General features: G+C 55.0%; 17 protein-coding genes. 9 read left to right on the top strand and 8 right to left on the bottom strand.

Features of this window, described 5'->3' with window-relative positions; genetic code table 11:
- Nucleotides 1-5 precede the first annotated feature (5 nt).
- From gspF to gspC, 4 genes are read right to left on the bottom strand one after another with little or no spacing between them, the layout of a single operon-like run.
- Entirely contained in the window at nt 6-1,226 is a 1,221-nt protein-coding gene (gspF, locus tag P0Y67_RS12770; RefSeq protein WP_192017441.1) for a type II secretion system inner membrane protein GspF, read from the bottom strand.
- The gene (gspE, locus tag P0Y67_RS12765) at nt 1,226-2,722 is read right to left on the bottom strand and encodes a type II secretion system ATPase GspE (RefSeq protein WP_192017440.1); all 1,497 of its coding nucleotides are present in this window, start codon (nt 2,720-2,722) and stop codon (nt 1,226-1,228) included. Before gspE ends, gspF begins: the two co-directional genes overlap by 1 nt.
- Nucleotides 2,722-4,740 (bottom strand): type II secretion system secretin GspD, encoded by a 2,019-nt coding sequence (gene gspD / locus P0Y67_RS12760; RefSeq protein WP_337112099.1) that lies wholly within the window; start codon nt 4,738-4,740, stop codon nt 2,722-2,724. Before gspD ends, gspE begins: the two co-directional genes overlap by 1 nt.
- A gap of 38 nt (nt 4,741-4,778) precedes the next feature.
- Entirely contained in the window at nt 4,779-5,723 is a 945-nt protein-coding gene (gene gspC, locus P0Y67_RS12755) for a type II secretion system protein GspC (RefSeq protein WP_342392163.1), read from the bottom strand.
- 539 nt (nt 5,724-6,262) lie between these two features.
- On the opposite strand from gspC, the gene hslR reads away from it, so the two are divergent.
- From hslR to P0Y67_RS12735, 4 genes are all read left to right on the top strand, one after another.
- Nucleotides 6,263-6,667, top strand: coding sequence for a ribosome-associated heat shock protein Hsp15 (hslR, locus tag P0Y67_RS12750; RefSeq protein WP_342392162.1), 405 nt, complete (start codon nt 6,263-6,265; stop codon nt 6,665-6,667).
- Nucleotides 6,668-6,693: 26 nt separating this feature from the next.
- Entirely contained in the window at nt 6,694-7,572 is an 879-nt protein-coding gene (hslO, locus tag P0Y67_RS12745; RefSeq protein ID WP_342392161.1) for an Hsp33 family molecular chaperone HslO, read from the top strand.
- Nucleotides 7,573-7,881: 309 nt separating this feature from the next.
- A complete protein-coding gene (pckA, locus tag P0Y67_RS12740; RefSeq protein ID WP_342392160.1) occupies nt 7,882-9,516 on the top strand; it encodes a phosphoenolpyruvate carboxykinase (ATP) in 1,635 nt (544 codons plus the stop codon).
- 253 nt (nt 9,517-9,769) lie between these two features.
- Complete coding sequence (locus P0Y67_RS12735) at nt 9,770-11,788, top strand: AsmA family protein (protein ID WP_342392159.1); 2,019 nt, start codon at nt 9,770-9,772, stop codon at nt 11,786-11,788.
- Here the strand turns inward: P0Y67_RS12735 and P0Y67_RS12730 are convergent.
- From P0Y67_RS12730 to P0Y67_RS12720, 3 genes are all read right to left on the bottom strand, one after another.
- Nucleotides 11,743-12,663, bottom strand: a complete 921-nt coding sequence (locus tag P0Y67_RS12730; RefSeq protein ID WP_120510060.1) for a bifunctional GNAT family N-acetyltransferase/hotdog fold thioesterase — start codon at nt 12,661-12,663, stop codon at nt 11,743-11,745. The two genes, P0Y67_RS12735 and P0Y67_RS12730, sit on opposite strands and share 46 nt — an antisense overlap.
- A gap of 124 nt (nt 12,664-12,787) precedes the next feature.
- Nucleotides 12,788-13,225 carry a D-aminoacyl-tRNA deacylase gene (gene dtd / locus P0Y67_RS12725; RefSeq protein WP_342392158.1) on the bottom strand — a complete coding sequence of 146 codons (438 nt, stop codon included), beginning with the start codon at nt 13,223-13,225 and terminating at the stop codon, nt 12,788-12,790.
- Complete coding sequence (locus P0Y67_RS12720; RefSeq protein WP_342392157.1) at nt 13,222-14,223, bottom strand: virulence factor BrkB family protein; 1,002 nt, start codon at nt 14,221-14,223, stop codon at nt 13,222-13,224. Before P0Y67_RS12720 ends, dtd begins: the two co-directional genes overlap by 4 nt.
- Before the next feature lie 190 nt (nt 14,224-14,413).
- On the opposite strand from P0Y67_RS12720, the gene P0Y67_RS12715 reads away from it, so the two are divergent.
- Nucleotides 14,414-15,055 carry a DUF2959 domain-containing protein gene (locus P0Y67_RS12715; protein ID WP_342392156.1) on the top strand — a complete coding sequence of 214 codons (642 nt, stop codon included), beginning with the start codon at nt 14,414-14,416 and terminating at the stop codon, nt 15,053-15,055.
- Nucleotides 15,056-15,148: 93 nt separating this feature from the next.
- On the opposite strand, the gene typA is transcribed toward P0Y67_RS12715, so the two are convergent.
- Nucleotides 15,149-16,978, bottom strand: a complete 1,830-nt coding sequence (gene typA, locus P0Y67_RS12710; RefSeq protein ID WP_161446828.1) for a translational GTPase TypA — start codon at nt 16,976-16,978, stop codon at nt 15,149-15,151.
- Nucleotides 16,979-17,534: 556 nt separating this feature from the next.
- On the opposite strand from typA, the gene glnA reads away from it, so the two are divergent.
- From glnA to add, 4 genes are all read left to right on the top strand, one after another.
- The gene (gene glnA / locus P0Y67_RS12705; protein ID WP_027251514.1) at nt 17,535-18,944 is read left to right on the top strand and encodes a glutamate--ammonia ligase; all 1,410 of its coding nucleotides are present in this window, start codon (nt 17,535-17,537) and stop codon (nt 18,942-18,944) included.
- 428 nt (nt 18,945-19,372) lie between these two features.
- Nucleotides 19,373-20,437, top strand: a complete 1,065-nt coding sequence (glnL, locus tag P0Y67_RS12700) for a nitrogen regulation protein NR(II) (RefSeq protein ID WP_342392155.1) — start codon at nt 19,373-19,375, stop codon at nt 20,435-20,437.
- A 75-nt stretch (nt 20,438-20,512) separates the two neighbouring features.
- A complete protein-coding gene (gene glnG, locus P0Y67_RS12695; protein ID WP_027251512.1) occupies nt 20,513-21,928 on the top strand; it encodes a nitrogen regulation protein NR(I) in 1,416 nt (471 codons plus the stop codon).
- A 163-nt stretch (nt 21,929-22,091) separates the two neighbouring features.
- On the top strand, nt 22,092-23,093 hold the full coding sequence (gene add, locus P0Y67_RS12690) for an adenosine deaminase (RefSeq protein WP_342392154.1): 1,002 nt from the start codon (nt 22,092-22,094) through the stop codon (nt 23,091-23,093).
- The last annotated feature ends 46 nt before the right edge of the window (nt 23,094-23,139 follow it).

Here is a 23,139-nt window from a genome sequence, read left to right as displayed (position 1 = left end):
GAAAACTACATGCCCACCATGTTATTCAGGGCAATGATTGGCATCAGAGTCGCGATGACGATAAACATCACCACCCCAGCCATTACTACAATCAAAAGGGGTTCAAACACCCCCAGTGCCATGTTGACCAAAGATTCAAAATCTCTGTCCTGATTATCGGCCGCCCGGGTCAGCATCTGCTCCAGCTCGCCACTGCGCTCACCACTGGCTATCATGTGAAGCATCATGGGCGGAAACAGCTTAGTTTGTTCCAGTGAGACGCGAAGACTGGCGCCTTCCCTGACCTTATCGGCCGCCTCAAGGATTTCCTGATTCACCCAGGTATTGGTCATGACCTGAGAGGCCACCTTCATTCCATCAAGCAAAGGGATGGCACTGGAGGTACAAATCGACAGCGTGCGGGCGAAACGGGATGTGTTCAGGCCACGCGCCACTTTACCGATAACAGGAACACCCATCATTCGCCTGTCCCAGCGCAGCCGCAGATCCGGACGACGCAACGCCATCCGGATACCCGCAATCAGCAGTATGATGACCAGTACGACGGCCAGTCCCCAGTGCTGAACAAAATTACTGGCGGCCAGCAACACCTGAGTGATCTGCGGCAATTCCTGCCCCATGTGGACAAACTGATCCACAATTTTCGGCACCACAGTGGCCAGCAAAAAAGCCACCACAGACACAGCGACCAGGGTCAGCATGGTCGGGTAAATCAGCGCTTGCTGCAGCTTACTGCGCATTTTCTGCCGATTTTCCGTGTAATCGGCCAGACGGTTGAGCACGGTATCGAGATGGCCGGATTTTTCCCCTGCCGAGACCATGGCCCGAAACAGCTGATCAAAGATATGAGGGAATTCTGCCATGCTGTCTGCCAGGGTGTAGCCTTCGACCACTCTTGAGCGCACCGCCAGCATCATATTTTTCAGGCGGACTTTTTCGCTCTGCTCAGCCACCGCGCGCAAACACTCTTCTAACGGCATCCCCGCCTGCACCAAGGTCGCCAGCTGGCGGGTCAGCAGGGACAGCTCATTGGTGCTGATCCCGCGGCGAAACGCAATCCGCCCGCCGGCCTTGCGCTTTTCACGCTCATGACTCTGACTGACTTCAACCGGGATCAATCCCTGCTCGCGCAATTGCTGGCGAAGCTGGCGGGCCGTGTCGGCTTCCATGACGCCTTTTTTCTGGCGTCCTTTGGTATCCAGGGCCTTATATTCAAATGCTGCCATCAGCCCTCCCTGGTCACTCGCATCACTTCTTCAAGCGTAGTGATACCCTGGCGGACTTTGGCCAGACCATCATCGCGGATACTCGGGGTGTGCTGGCGGATCACTCTCTCTATCGCCTGCTCGCCGGCATCGGCATGGATCAGCTCCTGTACCTGTTCGTCCACCAGCAGCAGTTCGTGAATCCCGGTCCGGCCACGATAGCCTTTGTTATTACAATGCTCACAGCCGACGGCATGGTAGAGGGTCAATGACTCATATTCCGGCACATCGAACAGCTTTTTCTGTTCACTGTCAGCCTGATAGGGATCGCGGCAATGGGGACACAGCGTCCGTACCAGACGTTGCGCCAGTACCCCCAGTAAAGAGGAAGAGACCAGGAAAGGCTCAATACCCATATCGCGCAAACGGGTCACCGCACCAATCGCGGTGTTGGTATGCAGAGTCGACATCACCATGTGACCGGTCAGGGAGGCCTGCACCGCAATGGAGGCGGTTTCCAGGTCACGGATCTCACCGACCATCACCACATCCGGGTCCTGACGCAGAATCGCCCGCAGCCCACGGGCAAAGGTCATGTCCACTTTGGTATTCACCTGCGTCTGACCTATGCCATCGATATCAAATTCAATCGGATCTTCGACCGTCAGGATATTGCGCTCATGGCTGTTCAGCTCCTGCAGGCCGGCATATAAAGTGGTCGATTTACCCGAACCGGTCGGGCCTGTCACCAGTATGATGCCGTGCGGACGGGCAATCAGGTACTGGAAGCTTTTATGGATACGGGGCGTCATGCCCAGGCTGTGTAAATCCAGCCGGGTCGCATTTTTATCCAGCAAACGCAATACGACACGCTCGCCGTGCGAGGACGGCATGGTTGACACCCGCACGTCTACCGCCCGGCCGCCGATGCGCAAAGAGATCCGGCCATCCTGAGGCACGCGCTTCTCGGCGATGTCCAGCCGGGCCATGACTTTGATCCGGGAGACCAGCAGCGGCGCCAGCTTGCGGCTCGGGGTCAGCACCTCGCGCAGCACGCCATCGACGCGAAAACGAATCGACAAGGTTTTCTCAAAGGTCTCGATATGGATATCCGAGGCCCCTTCCTTGATAGCTTCGGCCAGCATGGCATTGATCAGCTTGATGATTGGCGCGTCATCTTCCGATTCCAGCAGATCTTCGGTTTGCGGCAACTCTTCAGCCAGCGAGAAAAAGTCATCGCTGTCAGAGCCCAGATCTTCCATCAACTGACGCGCTTCCGACGAATCACGCTGATAGGCATCGGTGAGGCGTTGTTCAAAAGCATGCGGTTCCAGCGCTTCAACGCGAAAACTGCGGCCAGACACCCGGCGCACTTCCGCCAGCACCACGGCTTTTAGCGGGCCGTCATGATACAGCACCCTACCGTGTTCACCCGTTTCAAGCACCACTTTATGACGCTTGGCGAAAGAAAACGGCAAACGGAACTGCACCAGATCGGCCGGGCGCAGCGTGTCCATCACTTCTCCTCCAGACGGGAGACAAATGCCCGTACTTCAGGGGGCAGAGAAATGTCTTCGCCATATCTCGGCAAGACCGGGGTTCTGGTTTCCGGCATCAGACGCAGGCCTTCATCGGCCTTATACAGCTGCTCTGCCCGGATATAGTTGTACTTACGCTGGGTAATCCCGTCGGCCGTGACGCCATCCCGGATAATGGTCGGCTTGATAAATACCATCAGGTTGGTTCTGCCCTTGCTGGTATTGTTGGATTTAAACAGGTGGCCCAGGATAGGAATATCGCCAAGAATCGGGATCTTGGATTCGTTTTCGTTGGTCTCGTCCTGGATCAGGCCGCCCAGGGCAATCATCTGTCCGTCCTGAATCAGCACAGAGGTGGTAAGTTGTCGCTTGGAGAAACGCACGTCAACCGCGCCGTTGGCGCCCAGTACGTTAGAGACTTCCTGCTCAATCTTAAGCTGCACAGAATCGCCTTCGTTAATTTGCGGCGTTACTTTGAGCTTGATACCCACTTCTTTACGTTCGACGGTCTGGAAAGGGTTGTCATTATTGGAGCTGGCCGTTGAGCCGGTCACCACAGGTACTTCCTCACCGACAATAAACGAAGCTTCGCCGTTGTCCATCACGGTAATACTGGGCGAAGACAGGATGTTAGATTCACGGTCTGTGGCCACCGCATTGACCAGCATGGTCCAGTCACCCATGATCAGGCCCAGCACCGCACCATTGGCACCGGACAGCACCTGACCCAGTGTCGAAAAATCGCCGCTTTCGGTGACTTCCACGTCAACCAGGTTGTTATTGTTGTCAAAGCGCTGCTCGGTCCGGGTGGTATCCTTCGCCTCTTCCAGACCAATCAGATACTGGCCGACAGGCACATTCGAGTTGTTAAACTGCACGATCCCGTTTTCTTTCGAGCCGTACTGAATACCGAAGTTGATACCGGCCCCTTCAGACAATTCAACAATCATCGCCTCAATCAGCACCTGGGCACGGCGGATGTCGAGCTGGGCAATGATGTTTTCCAGTGCGCGCATGATATCCGGCGGTGCCGTCAGGATCAGGGCATTGGTGTCGGCGTGCGCGGCTATCATCACATCATTTTTCTTAGCGGCAGCAGCGGCCTGACCATTACCCTGCTTTTCAGCCTGCAGGTTATCGGATACCCCTTTGAGCACATCGACCAGCTCTTCGGCATTGGCGTATTTGAGGTAAACGACACGGTTATTGCCTGAGCTCGCCATTTCTTTATCTAACTGGCGTATCAGGCGCTTCAGGCGCTCACGCACTTTAGGATCGCCGGACAGCAGCACAGAGTTGGTGCGCTCATCCGCGACTAATTTAGGCTGCAGGAACTCAGGCGTCGACTTGGCATCGGCCGACTTGTTCAGGGCATCGACAATGCGCACCATCTCTGCGGCAGAGGCATTATTGAGCTCAACCACGTCAATTTCTTTATCACCGGCACGGTCAACCCGCTCAATGATATCCGCCAGGCGATTGACGACGGCCGCACGGCCGGTGATCATTATGATGTTCGCCGGATCGTAGTGCACCACGTTACCCGCACCTGCGTTATCGTTGAGCTGACGCAACAGAGGAGACAGCTCCCTGACGGAGACATTGCGTACCGCCACCACCCGAGTCACCACTTCGTCACCCTGCGCCTGGGTTTTGCTGTCAACCACAGGAATAGAGGAAATTTTCGCGTCTTTGTCACGGATAACTTTCAGTATGCCGTTTTCCATTTCGACGACGGCAAACCCATACACTTCCAGTACGTTGAGGAAAAACTGGTAATACTGTTCGTCGTTCAGCAGATCGTAGCTGCGGACATTCACCTGCCCTCTGACAGAGGGATCTACAATGATAGTTTTCTGCAGATTACGTCCAACAATGTTGATAAACTCTTGAATATCAGTTCCTTTGAAACTGGCGCTGAATTCACTTGCCATCAGGGGAGTCGACAGCAAGCTGGCCGCCAGCCACAGGGTGCCCTTACCCATCCATTTTTTCACAAAAAACTCCTGCGTATGTACGCAATGTATTCGTGCCGCTATTGCAGCTCTATCAATATGTCATGTAACTGCCCGTCACGCTCTACTGTTAATGTCAGCTCAGTGGCAGAGGACAGCTCAGTCCACAACCGTGCCATCACGGTCGGGTCCTTCAAATCATTGCCGTTAAGACTCACTGCCAGATCTTCCGGCTGCAGCCCAACGGCATCAAAAAGCACACGGTTTTTCCCTGGATTAACCCGATAACCTATCAGCTCATCATCCTGCTTTACCTGAGATAAACGAATGTATGAGAAGAGGTTTTGCGGCTTCTCCATGATCTCTTGTTTGATCTGCGCCAGATCGTCACCGGCGCCCTCGGACTCGGCAGCATCGGGCTGCACTGTCGGCTCGGGTGCCTGCCGTGCAGCCGGTGCAGTAGAAGGGGCGGACACCTGAGAGCCATTCTGGCCAAACTTTTGTCCGTCCAGCATCAGGGTCTCATCGCGCCCGTTGTTACGGATAATAACCCGATCCACAAATACCGCCTGCAAGGTCGCGCGCGTGCCGTCAATGGCTTCATTCAAACCATAGGTATTCTGCTTACCCCGATTGGTGATCACCGCCAGAGTGGTTTGCGGGTTGTTACTCGCCACCACCCCAACCAGTGTCAGGTTAAGTTTAGTCTCTGGCGCATCCTGTTTGACCGGTTGCTGAGGAATCGCTTTAGGGGCATCCGCCCGATAGCGGCCGAACAGCTCCAGCGTCAGCAATTCAGAGACTTGCAGCCCCTGCTGATTAGCCCCGCCAGACTTGATGCTGGGTGCCTGCCAGGCCGGTGGCGCTTCCACTGGCTGCAATGCCGACCACACAAGACGCCCCAGCATCCAGGCCAGAACAACCACCAGACACCAGGTCACGATTCGGGTCAGAGACTGCATTGAGGGCATACGTTTTGCCGTCACTGCCTGACGCCAGTGCATTGTTACCCTAGCTACATCCATTTGCTGTTTTCTGCCTCATGACTCTTTGTAATCAATAATATGACAAGAAAAGCCCGGATTGAGTTCCCGTTATTTCAAGCGGATTTTTGCTTGCCGCAATCCCGACGCTCATCTTGTTGCATGACAGGTTAATATAGCAAACCCACTCACTGAAAAAATACTACTCATTTAGCAGTGTGTTATTTCGTGTGAGGAAATTCCCATTCATTGTTGAATTTGCGATCCGGCATCACCATTTAATAACTACTGTGTACCTGTAGCGCTGACTTTTTGTGCAACGAAACAAGATCTAAGGCTATCTTCGCATGACGGCAAAACCCAACGCTGTGCATGCTGGGTGTCAGATCAAGCCAAAACGTACGGTATTTTTCCCTGGCTTTTCGGGTCGTTAGCCAGAATGTGACACCGGTGAACTGTGGCTTAGCCGAGTGACCATCAACTTGGTTCAGAGACAATCCGGCAGGGAAACAGCCTATGCAGCTGACGCGGCATTTCCATTGTGATATTTTTAGCGCCCATTTGGGTAAGGAGCCTGTTTTATGAGTCGGCAATCCTCCGAATCCGATACAACAGAAGTGCGTTTGGACAAATGGCTGTGGGCTGCCCGCTTCTACAAAACCCGCTCGATTGCGCGAAACATGATCGACGGCGGAAAAGTGCACTACAACGGCCAGCGGTCCAAACCCAGCAAACTTGTCGAGCTGGGGGCCGAAATCAAACTTCGGGAGGGTAATGAGGAAAGAACAGTCACTGTCCTCAAAGTGTCCGGTACGCGCCGTGGCGCCCCGGAGGCCCAAACCCTTTATCAGGAAACGGCAGCCAGCCTGACTCAGCGCGAGCAACAGGCACAGATGCGCAAGCTCAATTCGCACAATCCGCACCCGGACAAGCGCCCGGATAAAAAGCAGCGACGCGATATACTTAAGTTTAAAAGCACTCACTGACAGCGAGTGCCGGAGAAAACCAAATCATGACCAGCGATAATCTTTACCGTTACCTGTTTGACGATGTGTCTGTTCGCGGTGAACTCGTACAGCTCACCGATACCTATCAGCACATTATTGCCAGCAAGGACTACCCTGCACCTTTGCAGACACTGCTGGGCGAATTGCTGGTGGCCACCAGCCTGCTGACTGCCACTCTGAAATTCGAGGGCTCCATCACGGTACAACTGCAAGGTGACGGTCCTGTGAAACTGGCTGTGATTAATGGCGATCACAACCAGCAGATGCGCGGTGTCGCACGTTGGGACGGCGAACTGGCTGCGGACGGCAACATCCACGATCTGATGGGCAAAGGCCATATGATCATTACCATTACGCCGAATCAGGGTGAACGCTACCAGGGCGTGGTCGGGCTGGAAGGCGACACGCTTGCTGCGTGTCTGGAAAGCTACTTTGCCAACTCAGAGCAATTAGCGACCCGAATCTGGCTGCGCACCGGTGAGGCCGGCGGCCAGGCCAAAGCAGCGGGTATGCTGCTGCAGATCCTGCCTGATGGCAAAGGCGATGCCAGCGACTTTGAGCACCTGGAACAGTTAACAGAGACAGTGAAGAATGAAGAGCTGTTCGGTCTGCCTGCTCAGGACGTATTATACCGCCTGTACCACCAGGAGAAAGTGAAACTCTTCGATCCACAGCCGGTGATTTTCCACTGCGGCTGCTCCCGCGAGCGCAGCGCCGGTGCCATTAAACTGCTGGATCGTCATGAAGTAGAACGTATTTTGCATGAAGAAGGCAAAGTTTCGCTGCATTGTGACTACTGTGGTACCAGCTACGATTTCGACAGTTTTGATATTACCAGCCTGTTCGAAACCGGCTCAGAAGCAGACGATTCGCAGCTTCATTAATTTTCGGCCATTATTAAGACTGAAAGTAAATTACATAAGCCAGCTACATGCTGGCTTTTTTTTTAACTCCCCCACACTTTTATGCTGCATTCTGAAATGCAAGCACAGCTTATTCATGCTTAATTGGCAAGGAATATTAATCACTTACACTGGCACAAACCTTTCCAGACAGGGTAAAATTAGGCTAGGTACAGATAAAAACACTAGTAAGTAACCTTATTTTGTAAGTGGTTACTATAAAAGTTACCTCCCTGTACGCAGGGTAAAAAAAGACAGCCTAACTACCTCTTACCCCCCAAGGAGTCGCTAATGACAGTCATGCACGCCGAAGATGAAAAGGTCAACCAACAGCTGGATTTGTCTCAGTACGGTATCCATAACGTAAAAGAAGTCCTTCGTAATCCTTCCTACGAAGTGCTTTTTGAGGAAGAAACCAGACCCGGTCTGGAAGGTTATGAAAAAGGCGTAGTGACGGAGCTGGGCGCTGTCTCTGTGGACACAGGCATCTTTACCGGTCGTTCTCCCAAAGATAAGTACATAGTCAAAGACGACACCACCCGCGATACCCTGTGGTGGTCTGATCAAGGCAGCAATGACAACAAGCCGCTCAGTGCAGAAGTCTGGAGCGATCTGAAAGCCCTGGTCGCCAATCAGCTCTCCGGCAAACGGCTGTTCGTGGTCGACGGTTACTGTGGCGCCAACCCGGACACCCGCTTATGTATTCGGGTGATCACTGAAGTGGCCTGGCAGGCACACTTTGTGAAGAACATGTTCATCCGCCCGAGTGACCAAGAGCTGGCCACTTTCAAACCCGACTTTGTGGTGATGAACGGTGCCAAATGCACCAATGACCAGTGGCAGCAGCACGGCATGCACTCGGAAAACTTCACCGTGTTCAACCTGACAGAGCGCATGCAGCTGATCGGTGGTACCTGGTACGGCGGCGAAATGAAGAAGGGCATGTTCTCTATGATGAACTACTTCCTGCCGCTGCAGGACATTGCCTCCATGCACTGCTCGGCGAATCAGGGCGAAAATGGCGATGTTGCCGTGTTCTTTGGCCTGTCCGGCACAGGTAAAACCACGCTGTCGACCGATCCTAAGCGCAAACTGATTGGCGATGACGAGCATGGCTGGGATGACAACGGGGTCTTCAACTTCGAAGGGGGCTGCTACGCCAAAACCATTAAACTGTCGAAAGAAGCCGAACCGGACATCTATCAGGCGATCCGTCGTGACGCCCTGCTGGAAAACGTGACCGTTCGCGATGACGGCACCATAGATTTTGACGACGGGTCCAAAACCGAAAACACCCGTGTGTCCTACCCGCTGTACCACATTGATAACATAGTAAAACCTGTATCGCGCGGTGGCCATGCCAACAAGGTGATTTTCCTCTCGGCCGATGCCTTCGGTGTACTGCCTCCTGTCTCCAAGCTGACGCCTGAGCAGACCAAGTACCACTTTTTGTCTGGCTTTACCGCGAAACTGGCAGGCACCGAGCGTGGCATCACAGAGCCGACACCAACCTTCTCGGCCTGTTTCGGTAATGCCTTCCTGAGTCTGCACCCGACTAAGTATGCGGAAGTGCTGGTCAAACGCATGGAAGCGGCAGGCGCTGAAGCCTATCTGGTGAATACTGGCTGGAACGGCACAGGCAAGCGTATCTCTATCAAAGATACCCGCGCCATTATTGATGCTATTCTCGACGGTTCGATTGAAAACGCTGAAACCAAGCAAGTGCCTATTTTCAACCTGACCGTGCCGACGGCCTTGCCGGGCGTGAATCCTGAGATTCTCGATCCGCGCGATACCTATACCAGCGAAGCGGAATGGCAAGCCAAAGCCAAGGATCTGGCCAAACTCTTCATTAACAACTTCGAGAAATACACAGATAACGCACAAGGTGCCGCGCTGGTGGCCGCAGGTCCTCAGCTGGACTAAAGTTCGCCGTCAAACCCAAGCAAGCCCTGCCCCGCAGGGCTTGCTTGTCTCTGAACCAATCGCACACTCGTGCAACAAGCTTGGCTAAACGCTAAATAGCCAACAAAAATCAGCCGCATTCCTTGCCAAGTAGCCGCATTTCCTTCACTCTTTTTACACCGACCTGACCATGCCTTTTTCCCAAGATTTTCATCACCGCCCGATTGCCCGGCAGCGGCCTAAACATGGTTTGGCGGCTGATATGGAGTTCGGCATGCGTTTCTTGGCAAAACTACTGACTACCCTGATGATTCTGCTGCTGATGGCAGCCACCATTATTGTCATCCTGCTGCATACCCGCCACAGCGCCGCCCTGGTGAACACCTTTTTAAAGGGAGCCGGCTATGAAGGGGCCCAGGTGGCCGGTGTGCAATATTCACTGCACAGCGACCCGCTTCATGTTCGTCTGCTCCAGCCCCGCTGGCAGCAACACAATGCGCCCGCCCTAGCCGCTGAGCAGCTTGATCTCTGGCTGTCACCTGCCTCTTTCTATCAGCGGGGCTGGCATTTTGACAGCCTGTTGATCCAAGGCGTTGATCTCGACCGGCTACCGGCCATCGGGCTGGAAAGCGGGCGGCTCAAGGCCCGCCGTCTGGCTGTGACCAAACTGACACTGTCGGTGCCCGGACTGCAGCTGGACAACGCCCGCCTCGAACTCGACAACTGGCAAAACAGCGCGCAAGGCTGGGGAAACTTCAACGGGGACTTCCGCCTGTCGGCCGAGCAGGCCAGCTGGCACGATCAGTCACTGCAGCAGGTACTTATTGACGGGGAGCGCGATGCCCGAACCTGGACTGTGTACGGTGTGTCGTTGAACTGGCAAGGTGCCCGCTTCCACGGCCAGGCCGAATATCAGACCGACGAGCATAAGCTGATCATCCACCAGCTCACTGCCAATGGCCTGAAGATAGACCAAGATTTCCCGATCCAAACCTTATTGGATCTGAGCGCACAGGCGAACGAGTCCGGGCTGAGCGTAGATTTACGCCGTCTGGATATCCTCGACAGCAGCCTGGAGCACGAAAAATACAGCGCCAACCATGCGAATCTGGCGCTTGAAAACTGGCGCTGGCCCGGCACGCTGTGGCAGCAGCAGGATGCCCGTCTGTCGCTGGGAGCCGATACGCTGCGCTGGCATGACCTGCTGCTGGATTCCCCCCTGACTGAGCTGCACTTCACCCCGGAGCAGATCAGTCTGAACGGCTTTTCGGCCCGTATGCTTGAAGGCTACCTGCGCGCTGAGGCCACCCTGACGCCCGAAGCCATGTTGCTGCATCAGCTGGAGCTCAAGGGTATTCGCTGGGTACTGCCCGAAGCGATCCAGGCCTGGTTGATGCACGACAGCGCCCCGCAGACGCCTTTGCAGGCGCAAGTCGATCAGTGGTGGCGCCAGCTGGACTCGCTGACCGTGGATCAGCTCTCTGTCGGCTACAGTCAGCTGACCGGCACCTATGCGCCGCTGCCTTTTCAGATCAGCGATATCAATCTGGACGGCACCGGACTGGTGTTGTTGCGTCAGGGACAACCCGGACTGTGGCAGGGTGAACTCAATGCCGGCGCCGGTTTCACCCATATCCGCCAAATCACCATCCACGATCCGCTGCTGACCATGAGCAGCCAGGCCGGACACTGGCAAATTACGCGGTTAAACCTGCCGATTGAAGAGGGTCTGTTAGAAGGCAGCGCCGACATCCGGCTCAGCGAAGCGGGCTGGCCCTGGACACTGTCTCTGACCGGCGACAGCCTGCCGTCGCAGATGCTGAGTCACTGGTTAGGACTGCCGCTCCCGCTGCAGGGAAAGATGGATATCAGCGCCCAGGCAAGTGGCCTGGGCCAGTTTCACCGCGGGCTGGCTTACAGTTTGGACGGCCACCTCAATGCGGCCTTCCGCCAGCAGTCTCTGACCCAAAGCGAAGCCTCGCTGCTGCAGAGCTGGCAGAATAGTACAACACTGGCGGTGACTCCACTCAGTAGCGGTAAGCCCCCCGCCAAGTTGCCGGTCACGCTGAGCCCGCTAAAGCTGCAGGCGGATCGGGGACGCATTACCATGCAGCCGCTGACCCTGCAGGGCCAGCAGCTCACAGCAGAGTTACAGGGAGAATGGGATCTGGCGACCCCGTCCGAACGTGACCTCCGGCTCAACGCCAGCGATGGCTGCCAGCAGCTCAGCAAACGCTGGCACAACCATCAGCAGGACATGTCAGTCTTGTCTTGCGAGCGAAACAGCATATAGGTTCCGGTGAAGGTCGCAGCATGGGATTCATCGCTGAACACCTGCACTTCCACCACCATGCGCCCTTTACGGCCATTGGCGATCCGGTCCAGATCGCCGGTGAGGGTTTCCACGCCCGCGACGGCGCGAGGGCGCGATTTGACCGGCGCAGAATAACGAATGTGACTGTCAACCAGCATGATATCGGCCTCTAGCTGGCGCTCTTTCAGCAACATCCAGAGAAATCCCCAGCCGGCCAGCGTTGCCATGGTAAAAATACTGCCGGCAAACATGGTCGCCCTCGGGTTGAGGTTGGCGTTCAGTACCGCACTGACTTCAAACCGGTAACCTGTGTACTGGCTGATTTTGACGCCCATTTTTTCACTGATCGGAATATGAGACTGCCAGACATCCTGCAGTTCCTGGCACCAGTCCGGATGGCGTACCACTTCGGTTAACGGATCCAGGTATTTCAGCATCTGCTGATGACGAACCGGGCCGCGTTCCTCACTCAATTCCCCCTGATTGGCAAAACCGTTGATCTGATAAAAGCGGATGGCTTCTTCGCGGGCATTACAGACCAGCCGCTTGGCACCTTCCTGCCGGGCCAGCGATTCCAGTGCCATCAGCAGCAAGCCGCCCATGCCTTTATTGCGGTAATTGGGATCGACCGCCATATAGCGGATCTGACCGTCATTTTCCGGCGTCATATACAGCCGGCCAATCGCCACTGGCTGACCGTCATCATCGACTATCATCCGATGGCAGCTCAGGGCGTCATAGGCATCGCGCTCTGATCCCGCCGGCATATGCCAGGGCTGGCGCAGCATCCGCCAGCGAAAGTCAAAATAGCGGGCCAGTTCCGCCTCAGTTTGCGGGGTGATCAATCGAAACATCGCGTCCTTCTCCAGTCATTCAATTCCATTTGGGCGCTCGTACGCTCCGCCTGCTGGTCTGCTTTCCTGCGCAAACGGCCGCGGTTATTCAGGTAACCATCTTGTTCACGCTATAGCATCAAGGCTAGCACTGCAGCCAGAAAGTGACAGGACCATCATTAAGAAGCGCCACTTTCATATCGGCGGCAAAGATACCCGTTTCGGTACGGACCGCGCTTTCCTGGCAGGCCGCCACAAAATAGTCGTACAAGCGCTCGGCGTCCGCCGGGTGTGCCCCGGTCGAAAAGCTCGGACGCATACCGCTGTTGGTATCGGCGGCCAGCGTGAACTGCGAAACCACCAGCACACTGCCCCCCGCCTGCTGTACATTGAGATTCATTTTGCCGGCATCATCTTCAAACACCCGGTAGCCCAGCACTTTATCGCGCAGCCGGCGGGCTTTCGCTTCATCGTCACCTTTTTCGACCCCGAGTAAAACCAGTAACCCCTTGCCAATGGCGCCGGTCACTTTGCCATCGACGGTGACACTGGCTTCACTCACTCGTTGTATCAGCGCAATCATTTTGTATCCTTGTACGTCTTTACAGTTTGCTGTTGTTCTGCCGTTTGCTCAGCCCCGGATGCCTGCGCCTTTTGAAGCTCAGCGTCCACTGAGGCCAGAGGCTGTTTGCCACCCTGACCTGAGCCGTGCGGTGTTTTTGCACGCACACGCCAATGCTGCTCTTCACACAAGCTGGCGGTGATTTCGGCGCCCAGCAATACAATACACCAGCACAGGTACACCCACACAAACAAAATCGGTACCACAGCCAGTGCGCCGTATATCAGCTGGTAAGACGGGAAATTGGTGATGTAAAGCGCAAAAGCTTTCTTGCTCAGCTCAAACAGGGCACTGGCAATCAGAGCACCTATCAGTGCATTACGCAACCGGACTTTGGTGTTAGGCACCAGCATATACAGGCCCAGAAAGGCCAGGGTCGACATCAGAACAGGCAGGCCGCGCAACAGCTGCTGTACAAAACCGTTCACGGTTTCGCTGCCCAAGATATTCAGCGAAGCCAGATAGGAGCTGATCGCCAGGCTGGAGCCGACCAGTATCGGACCTAAGGTCAGCACCATCCAGTAAATCGAAAAGGAGATCACCACACGGCGATGCTGGCGAACCCGGAAAATATAGTTCAATGACTTATCAATGGCGGATATCAGCAAAATGGCGACCACAAACAAGGCCCCGATCCCCACGGCCGTCATTTTGCCAGCGTTAGCGACAAACTGATTGAGGTAGTTTTGCACCACGTCCCCGGCGGTTGGCACAAAATTCTCAAACACAAAGGCCTGCAGCTGATCGCCCAGCGAGGCAAACACGGGAAAGCTCGACAGTGCCGACAGCACCACAGTGATCATGGGCACCAGCGACAGCAGCGTCACATAGGCCATGGAGCCGGCCGTGACCGTCAGGCGATCATGACCGATGCGGCGGTACAAATACTGCACAAATTGCCAAAGTTCTGTGACCGCCTGGCGCAAACCCGGCCTGGACGTTATTTTCATATCAGCCATATTGAATTAATCTTTGTTGTTTACCGTTTAACGATGAAACGACCCTACTCGCGACAGAGTTAACCTCAGCCCTTTCAAATATGCCGCATTCTGGTTCTGAACAGCCGTGTCATGGATATTGGGGTATATCAACAACATAGTGCGTCCGGATGGGAATAACAACCAGCCCGGTCGCCAGCCAGGAGCTTTTATGCCATATGCTTTTGCCCTGATACTGAGCCTGACACTGCTGTCGGGTTGCCAGAGCGCCTACTATTCTGCCATGGAATCAGTTGGTGTTCATAAACGCGATATCATGGTCGACCGTGTTGAAGACGCCACTGAGGCGCAGAAAGACGCCCAGGCACAGTTTACCTCAGCGCTGGCCGCTTTACAGTCACTGACCCGCTTTGAAGGCGGTACGCTGGAAGAAACCTATAACCGGGTGAATGCGCAGTATGAAGCCAGTGCCGATGCCGCCGAGAAGGTCAGCGACCGCATCGCGGCGATTGAAAATGTCTCACAAGCCTTGTTCGAGGAATGGCAAGAGGAGCTGAGCCTGTATTCCAGTGCTGCGCTGCGCCGCGACAGCGAAGCCAAACTCAAAGCCACCCGCGCCTCTTACGGCAAGATGATTGCCGCCATGCACAGGGCGGAAGGCAAAATGGCACCTGTGCTGGATACGTTGCGGGATAACAGCCTGTACCTGAAGCACAACCTCAATGCTGCGGCCATCGGCTCGCTGCAAGGTGAGTTCCGCTCGCTTGAACGCGATATCCAGCGGGCGATCAGCGATATGCGCGCCGCTATCAGTGAGTCTGAGCGCTTTGTCGCCCAGCTGAACCGCAGTTAATCTGGTGTCGGCCTGAATAAAAAAATCCCCCGCCGGCTGAACCGGAACGGGGGATTTTTTACTGTGCACCCAAAGAGTGCACAGGTTCAGTTGTTACTTCGCGCCACGGCTCGCACGCTTACGATCCGTTTCGGTCAGCAGTTTCTTACGGATACGGATGCTTTCCGGCGTCACTTCCACCAGCTCATCGTCATCGATGAATTCCAGCGCCTGCTCCAGGGTGTACTTGATTGGCGTAGTCAGCACCTGCGCATCATCGGTGCCTGATGCACGGACGTTGGTCAGTTGCTTGCCTTTCAGGGCGTTGACCGTCAGGTCATTGTCACGGCTGTGAATACCGATCACCATGCCTTCGTACACTTCGACACCGTGGCCGATAAACAGACGACCACGCTCCTGCAGGTTGAACAGGGCATTGGTCAGCGCTTTACCCGCGGCGTTTGCAATCAGCACACCGTTGTTACGCTGACCAATCTCGCCGCCTTTGTGCGGGCCGTAATGATCGAACGTGTGGTAAATCAGGCCAGAACCAGAGGTCAGGGTCATGAACTCCGTCTGGAAACCGATCAGACCACGAGAAGGCATGACGAAGTCCATACGCACACGGCCTTTACCATCCGGCGCCATGTCTTTCAGCTCGCCTTTACGCAGGCCGATTTTCTCCATGATGCCGCCCTGGTGCTCTTCCATCACGTCAATGGTCACAGTTTCAAACGGTTCCATCAGCTGGCCGTTTTCTTCTTTGACGATAACTTCAGGACGCGATACCGCCAGCTCGAAACCTTCACGGCGCATGTTTTCGATCAGAATCGACAGGTGCAGCTCACCACGGCCTGACACGCGGAATTTGTCCGGGTCTTCCGTTTCTTCAACGCGCAGCGCAACGTTATGCACCAGCTCTTTCTGCAGACGCTCCAGAATGTTACGCGAGGTCACGAACTTACCTTCTTTACCGGCAAACGGAGAGGTGTTCACCTGGAAGGTCATAGTCACAGTCGGCTCATCCACGCTCAGCGCAGGCAGTGCTTCAACCGCGTTCTGGTCACAAATGGTGTCAGAGATTTTCAGCTCACCCAGACCTGTGATCGCGATGATGTCGCCGGCAGTGGCACGCTCAATGTCGTGACGCTCCAGACCCAGGTAGCCCATGACAGTACCGACTTTACCGTTACGGGTTTTGCCGTCTGCACCAATAATGGTCACTTGCTGGTTCGGTTTCACCGAACCACGGGTCACACGGGCAACACCGATAACACCGACGTATGAGCTGTAGTCCAGCTGAGAGATTTGCATCTGCAGCGGGCCGTCAACGTCAACCGCTGGTGGCGCTACGTTATCAACAATGGCCTGGAACAGCGGTTCCATGTCTTCGCCTGTCACGCCTTCTTCGCGCGTCGCCCAGCCATTCAGTGCTGAGGCGTAAACCACCTGGAAGTCCAGCTGTTCGTCGGACGCACCCAGATTGTCAAACAGATCGAATACCTGATCCATCACCCAGTCAGGACGCGCGCCCGGACGGTCGATTTTGTTGATAACCACAATTGGCTTCAAACCGTGAGCGAACGCTTTCTGGGTCACGAAGCGAGTTTGCGGCATCGGGCCGTCAACTGCGTCAACGATCAGCAGAACAGAATCCACCATCGACATAATACGCTCTACTTCACCACCGAAGTCGGCGTGCCCTGGGGTGTCCACGATATTGATGCGGTAATCATTCCAGTTGATGGCGGTGTTTTTCGCCAGGATGGTAATGCCACGCTCTTTCTCGATATCGTTGGAGTCCATCACGCGTTCTTCAACGCCGCCACGGGAGTCCAAGGTACCTGATTGCTGCAGCAGTTTATCAACCAGGGTGGTTTTACCGTGGTCTACGTGCGCAATGATTGCGATATTACGTAATTTATCGATCTGTGGATTAGACATGGATTTGGCATTCACTCAGATGTTGCGACCCCCTGAAAAACAGGCAGTCACTGATTAAAAAAACGGCTCATAATCTACCAGATTTTACGTCAAAACCCAGCAAATATGTGATTTATATCATCACGTCGGGACGAAACTAACAGCAACAGCAAGAATAAAGCGTAAAAAATCAATAAAAACAGTCAATTAAAAACAAGATTGCGCAACGGGCTTTTTTTGGTGCAATAAAGTGAATGCAATCCGCCGCGCAGACGATTGACAATTGATCAGCGTGGGCTAAATATAGCCGATGTCTTTGCATTCGGGTGAAACGGAGTGACAAAGAGGGAGATAATCCCCATTTGCACCATTGTGGTGCGCAAAATCACCATATCAGTGCAATGGAGCCCATGATTATTTGCACTGAGCGCCATAACAGGGCGTAAATATGGCAATTTTGGGGATTTAAAAAGTTGGCATGGATTTCGCAAGGTTTACTGTATCGGAGCACATGCTTGTTCCTTTCCAAAATTTTTTGCGGCCAGTTGCCCAAATCTAACACCGGAGGTTACTTAAGATGTCAGTAGAAAACGTACTCGCGTTGATCCAGGAAAACGAAGTTAAATTTGTTGACCTACGCTTTACCGATACCAAAGGTAAAGAGCAACACATCTCTATCCCCGCTCACCAGATTGACGCAGACTTCTTCGAAGACGGTAAGATGTTTGATGGTTCTTCGGTCGCTGGCTGGAAAGGAATCAACGAATCAGACATGGTGATGATGCCAGATGCATCTACCGCTGTGCTGGACCCATTTACCGAAGATGCCACGCTGAACATTCGCTGTGACATCCTTGAGCCTGCCACCATGCAAGGCTATGACCGCGACCCGCGCTCTATCGCGAAACGCGCTGAAGAGTACATGCGCAGCACCGGCATCGCCGACACAGTGCTGGTAGGTCCTGAGCCTGAGTTCTTCCTGTTCGACGACGTGAAGTTCGCCACCGATATGTCAGGTTCTTTCTTCAAGATTGACGACATCGAAGCGGCCTGGAACACAGGTTCTACCGTAGAAGGCGGTAACAAAGGTCACCGTCCTGGCGTCAAAGGCGGTTACTTCCCGGTTGCACCGGTTGACTCATCACAAGATATCCGTTCTGCCATGTGTCTGATCATGGAAGAAATGGGTCTGGTTGTTGAAGCGCACCACCACGAAGTGGCGACTGCAGGTCAGAACGAAATCGCGACCCGTTTCAACACCCTGACCTCTAAAGCGGATGAAATCCAGATCTACAAGTATGTCGTTCATAACGTTGCCCATGCTTTTGGCAAAACAGCCACTTTCATGCCTAAGCCACTGGTTGGCGACAACGGCAGCGGTATGCACGTGCACCAGTCTCTGGCCAAAGACGGTCAGAACCTGTTTGCGGGCGACAAGTACGGCGGTCTGTCTGAAATGGCACTGTACTACATCGGCGGTATCATCAAGCACGCTCGCGCCATCAATGCGTTCGCTAACCCGTCAACCAACTCGTACAAGCGTCTGGTTCCTGGTTTCGAAGCCCCTGTGATGCTGGCGTACTCAGCGCGTAACCGCTCTGCGTCTATCCGTATCCCAGTGGTACCAAGCCCGAAAGCGCGCCGTATTGAAGCTCGCTTCCCGGATCCAGCGGCTAACCCGTACCTGGCATTTGCCTGTCTGCTGATGGCTGGTCTTGACGGTATCAAGAACAAGATCCACCCAGGCGAAGCGATGGACAAAGACCTGTACGATCTGCCAGCAGAAGAAGCGGCAGAGATTCCAAAAGTGGCAGAGTCACTGGAAATCGCACTGAAAGCGCTGGATGAAGACCGTGAGTTCTTAACCGCTGGCGGCGTATTCTCTGACGATTTCATCGATTCTTACATCGCCCTGAAATCAAAAGATGTTGAGCGCATCAACATGGCGACTCACCCACTGGAATTCGACCTGTACTACTCGGTATAAGTCGGAACACAGCGATTCACTTTCAAGGCCTGCACATGCAGGCCTTTTCTTTATCGGGCTCACCAAGGCAGGGCAACCATTCCCAGCCCCCTGCTGACAGCCCCAGGCTGGCGCAACCCCTTTCACCAAAACGAGTCATCCCGTTTCCCGCTGCCGGCACTCCTTGCAGGCGCACTGAGGTTTGTGGGGCCAGAAAAGACGGCAAGATTATTGCATTGTTCTTCAGCGTTCACCGTCTTTATGCGTTGCCAGGAGTCAGTCTCAAAGCGGTTGCTGTCACCAATAGCCTAAAAAGGCTGGACTCACTCACTTAGTGCTGCACAAGTAATAAAAGACGGGCTACACTGTAATGCACCAAAACAGTGCAATGCACCAGAGGTGTTTGCTCCGCCAGCGGGCACACTGGCCATAACCACAAGGATGAGACTGTGACTGCCGCTTTTACGCCATTGATCCTGAACAACCTGGTCACTGCGGTGATACTGCTTGATGAGCTGCTGAAAATTCGCTACGTCAATCCGGCCGCAGAGCAATTGATGTCCTGCAGCCAGCGGCGATTGCTGGGCTGTCGCTTTCCGGATCTGCTCCAGCACAGCTCGCTCGATCTGGGCCTGATTCAGTCGACCGTACAAAGCGGACAGGGCCTGACCGACGGCGAAGTGACCCTGGTGATTGATGGCCGCCACCATACCCTGGAAATCAATGCCAGCCCGGTCAGCTGGCAGAAAGATGTGCTGATCCTGCTGGAGCTCAAACCCATCGACCAGCAGCGCCGTATCAGCCAGGAAATCAGCCAGCACGCGCAGCAGCAAGCCGCCAAAGAGCTGGTCCGCGGGCTGGCCCATGAGATCAAAAACCCGCTGGGGGGATTGCGCGGGGCCGCGCAATTGCTGGAAAAAGCCCTGCCGGATCCCAGCTATACCGAGTACACCCAGATGATCATTGAACAGGCCGACCGGCTGCGAAATCTGGTCGACCGCCTGTTAGGGCCACAAAAACCCGGTATCAGAACGGTAGGCAATATCCATGTAGTGCTGGAGAAAGTGCGCCAGCTGGTGTCGCTGGATCACAGAGAGCAACAGCTGCGCATCCAGCGCGATTATGACCCCAGCCTGCCCGATTTCAGCATGGATCCGGAGCAGCTGGAACAGGCCATCCTCAATATCGTCAGTAATGCCGCACTGGCGCTGAGCCAGCAGCCGGGTGAAGGATTAATCACCCTGCAGACACGCACCGCACATCAGGCACTGATTCACGGTCAGCGGCACAGGATTGCGGCCAAAATCGACATCATAGACAACGGGCCCGGCATTCCGGCCGACATACAGGACACCCTGTTTTATCCCATGGTCACGGGCCGTGAAGGCGGTAACGGACTCGGCCTGTCTATCGCCCAGAATTTAATTGATCAGCACCACGGCAAAATTGAAGTGTCGAGCTGGCCTGGACAAACAAAGTTTTCCATTTATCTACCGATTCAATCAACAGAATAACAAAGCAGCCGGGCCTGTTCGTGTTTCCGCCATCACGCCCGGCATGCACACAAAGGACACAACGGAGGGCATGCGATGAGCAAAGGACTAATCTGGGTTGTCGACGATGACAGCTCCATACGCTGGGTACTGGAGCGCACCCTGAATGCAGCCGGACTGCGCTGCGAAACCTTCGCCGATGCCGACAGCGTCGTAGAAGCACTTGAGCGCAGCGTGCCGGATGTCCTGGTATCTGATATCCGGATGCCGGGTACGGATGGCCTGACACTGCTGCGCAACCTGCATCATGATTACCCCACCCTGCCGGTGATTATCATGACGGCGCACTCGGATCTGGATGCGGCCGTTAACGCCTATCAGGAAGGGGCATTTGAATACCTGCCCAAACCGTTTGATATCGACGAAGCCGTGAGCCTGGTGGAGCGGGCGGTCACCCACAGCCAGGAGCAAAAGCGCCAGCAGCAGCCGGAGGAAATCACCAAGCAGGCCCCGGAGATCATCGGCGAAGCACCGGCAATGCAGGAAGTGTTTCGTGCCATCGGCCGCCTGTCCCGTTCCTCGATTTCCGTGCTGATCAATGGCGAATCCGGCACAGGTAAAGAGCTGGTGGCCCAGGCGCTGCACCGCCACAGCCCGAGACGGGAGAGCGAATTTATCGCCCTCAACATGGCAGCCATTCCCAAAGACCTGATTGAATCTGAGCTGTTTGGCCATGAAAAAGGCGCGTTTACCGGCGCCAACAACATCCGTCAGGGCCGTTTTGAGCAGGCTAATGGCGGCACCCTGTTTCTGGATGAAATCGGCGATATGCCACTGGATATCCAGACCCGGCTGCTGCGGGTACTGGCTGACGGTCAGTTCTATCGCGTTGGCGGGCATTCTCCCATCAATGTCGATGTCCGCATCATAGCCGCCACCCACCAGAATCTGGAACGGCTGGTGGCCAAAGGGGATTTCCGGGAAGACCTGTTCCACCGCCTGAATGTCATCCGGGTGCATCTGCCCGCTCTGAAAGACCGCCGCCAGGATATCCCCCAGCTGACCCGCCATTTCTTAAAGCGGGCCTCCGATGAGTTGGGGGTGGAAATCAAATCCCTGCACCCGGACACAGAAACCCTGCTCACCAGCCTGAGCTGGCCGGGTAATGTTCGCCAGCTGGAAAATACCTGTCGCTGGCTGACCGTGATGGCCAGCGGCAACGAAATCCTGCCGTCGGATCTGCCGCCCGAACTGACCGCGGTCGACAGCCAGCCGAAAGGCGACGGCAGCGAACCGCACTGGCAACAATCGCTGCAGCACTGGGCCCGCCAGGCATTGCAGCAGGGCAACCAGAATCTGCTGGGCGAAGCCATGCCGGAATTTGAACGCATTCTGCTCGATACCGCCCTGGAATTTACCCACGGCCACAAGCAGGAAGCCGCCAAGCTGCTCGGCTGGGGACGCAACACCCTGACCCGCAAACTCAAAGAGCTCAACATGGCCAGTGACTGAAAATCCTGCCACTGCCGATGAATGGGATTGGTGATTTTTTCAACAGCGGAAGTAAACATCAGCCCGATCTTGATGATCGGGCCGGATCGTCGCCCTGAGTGTAATGATTGTCTTGATATCTTTGCTTATACTGAGGCTACAGTTTTTCCGGGATACCATGATCATGATTAGCAAACACCTGCCACTGACCGATTTGCACCGTCACCTGGACGGCAACATCCGTATTCAGACCATTCTCGAGCTGGGCCAGCAGTTTGGCATGGCACTGCCTGCCAACGACCTGGAGTCGCTGCGTCCGCATGTTCAAATCGTGGAAGCCGAACCCAGCCTGGTGGCTTTTCTGTCCAAGCTGGACTGGGGCGTCGCGGTACTGGGCGATCTGGAGGCCTGCCGCCGCGTCGCCTACGAGAATGTCGAAGATGCCCTCAACGCACAGATTGACTATGCTGAGCTGCGCTTCTCACCCTATTACATGGCGATGAAACACCAGCTGCCAGTTGCCGGTGTGGTCGAAGCCGTTGTGGACGGTGTGCGTGCCGGTTGCCGCGATTTTGGCATCAAAGCCAACCTGATCGGTATCATGAGCCGGACTTTCGGCACCCAGGCCTGCCAGCAGGAGCTGGACGCGCTGCTGAGCCAGAAAGACCACCTTGTTGCCGTTGATCTGGCCGGCGATGAACTGGGCCAGCCGGGTGATCAGTTCGTCGGTCACTTCAAGCAAGTACGCGATGCCGGCCTGCAAGTCACAGTGCATGCCGGTGAAGCCGCTGGCCCGGAAAGTATGTGGCAGGCCATTCAGGAACTGGGCGCGGTGCGTATCGGCCATGGTGTGAAAGCAGTGGAAGATGCCAGACTGATGGATTACCTGGCTGAGCACAAGATAGGGATTGAATCCTGCCTGACCTCAAATATCCAGACCAGCACTGTCGTCAGCCTGGCCGGTCACCCGATCAAGCAGTTTCTCGATCACGGCATTCTGGCCTGTCTGAATACCGATGACCCGGCCGTGGAAGGCATTGAGCTGCCTTACGAATACGAGATCGCCGCCCCTCAGGCGGGTCTGACGCCGGAGCAAATCCGCCAGGCGCAAAGCAACGGCCTGGAGCTGGCTTTCCTGTCTGACAGCGAGAAGAACGCCCTGCGTGAGATGGCGGCCCAGCGTTAATCCCGCCACCGCCTGCGCAACAACAACGCCCCGCTTGAGATCACAA

Origin of the sequence: Photobacterium sp. SP02 (genome assembly GCF_038519165.1) — a bacterium.
Taxonomy (GTDB): Bacteria; Pseudomonadota; Gammaproteobacteria; order Enterobacterales; family Vibrionaceae; genus Photobacterium; species Photobacterium halotolerans.
This window is presented reverse-complemented; position numbering and strand designations above follow the sequence as displayed.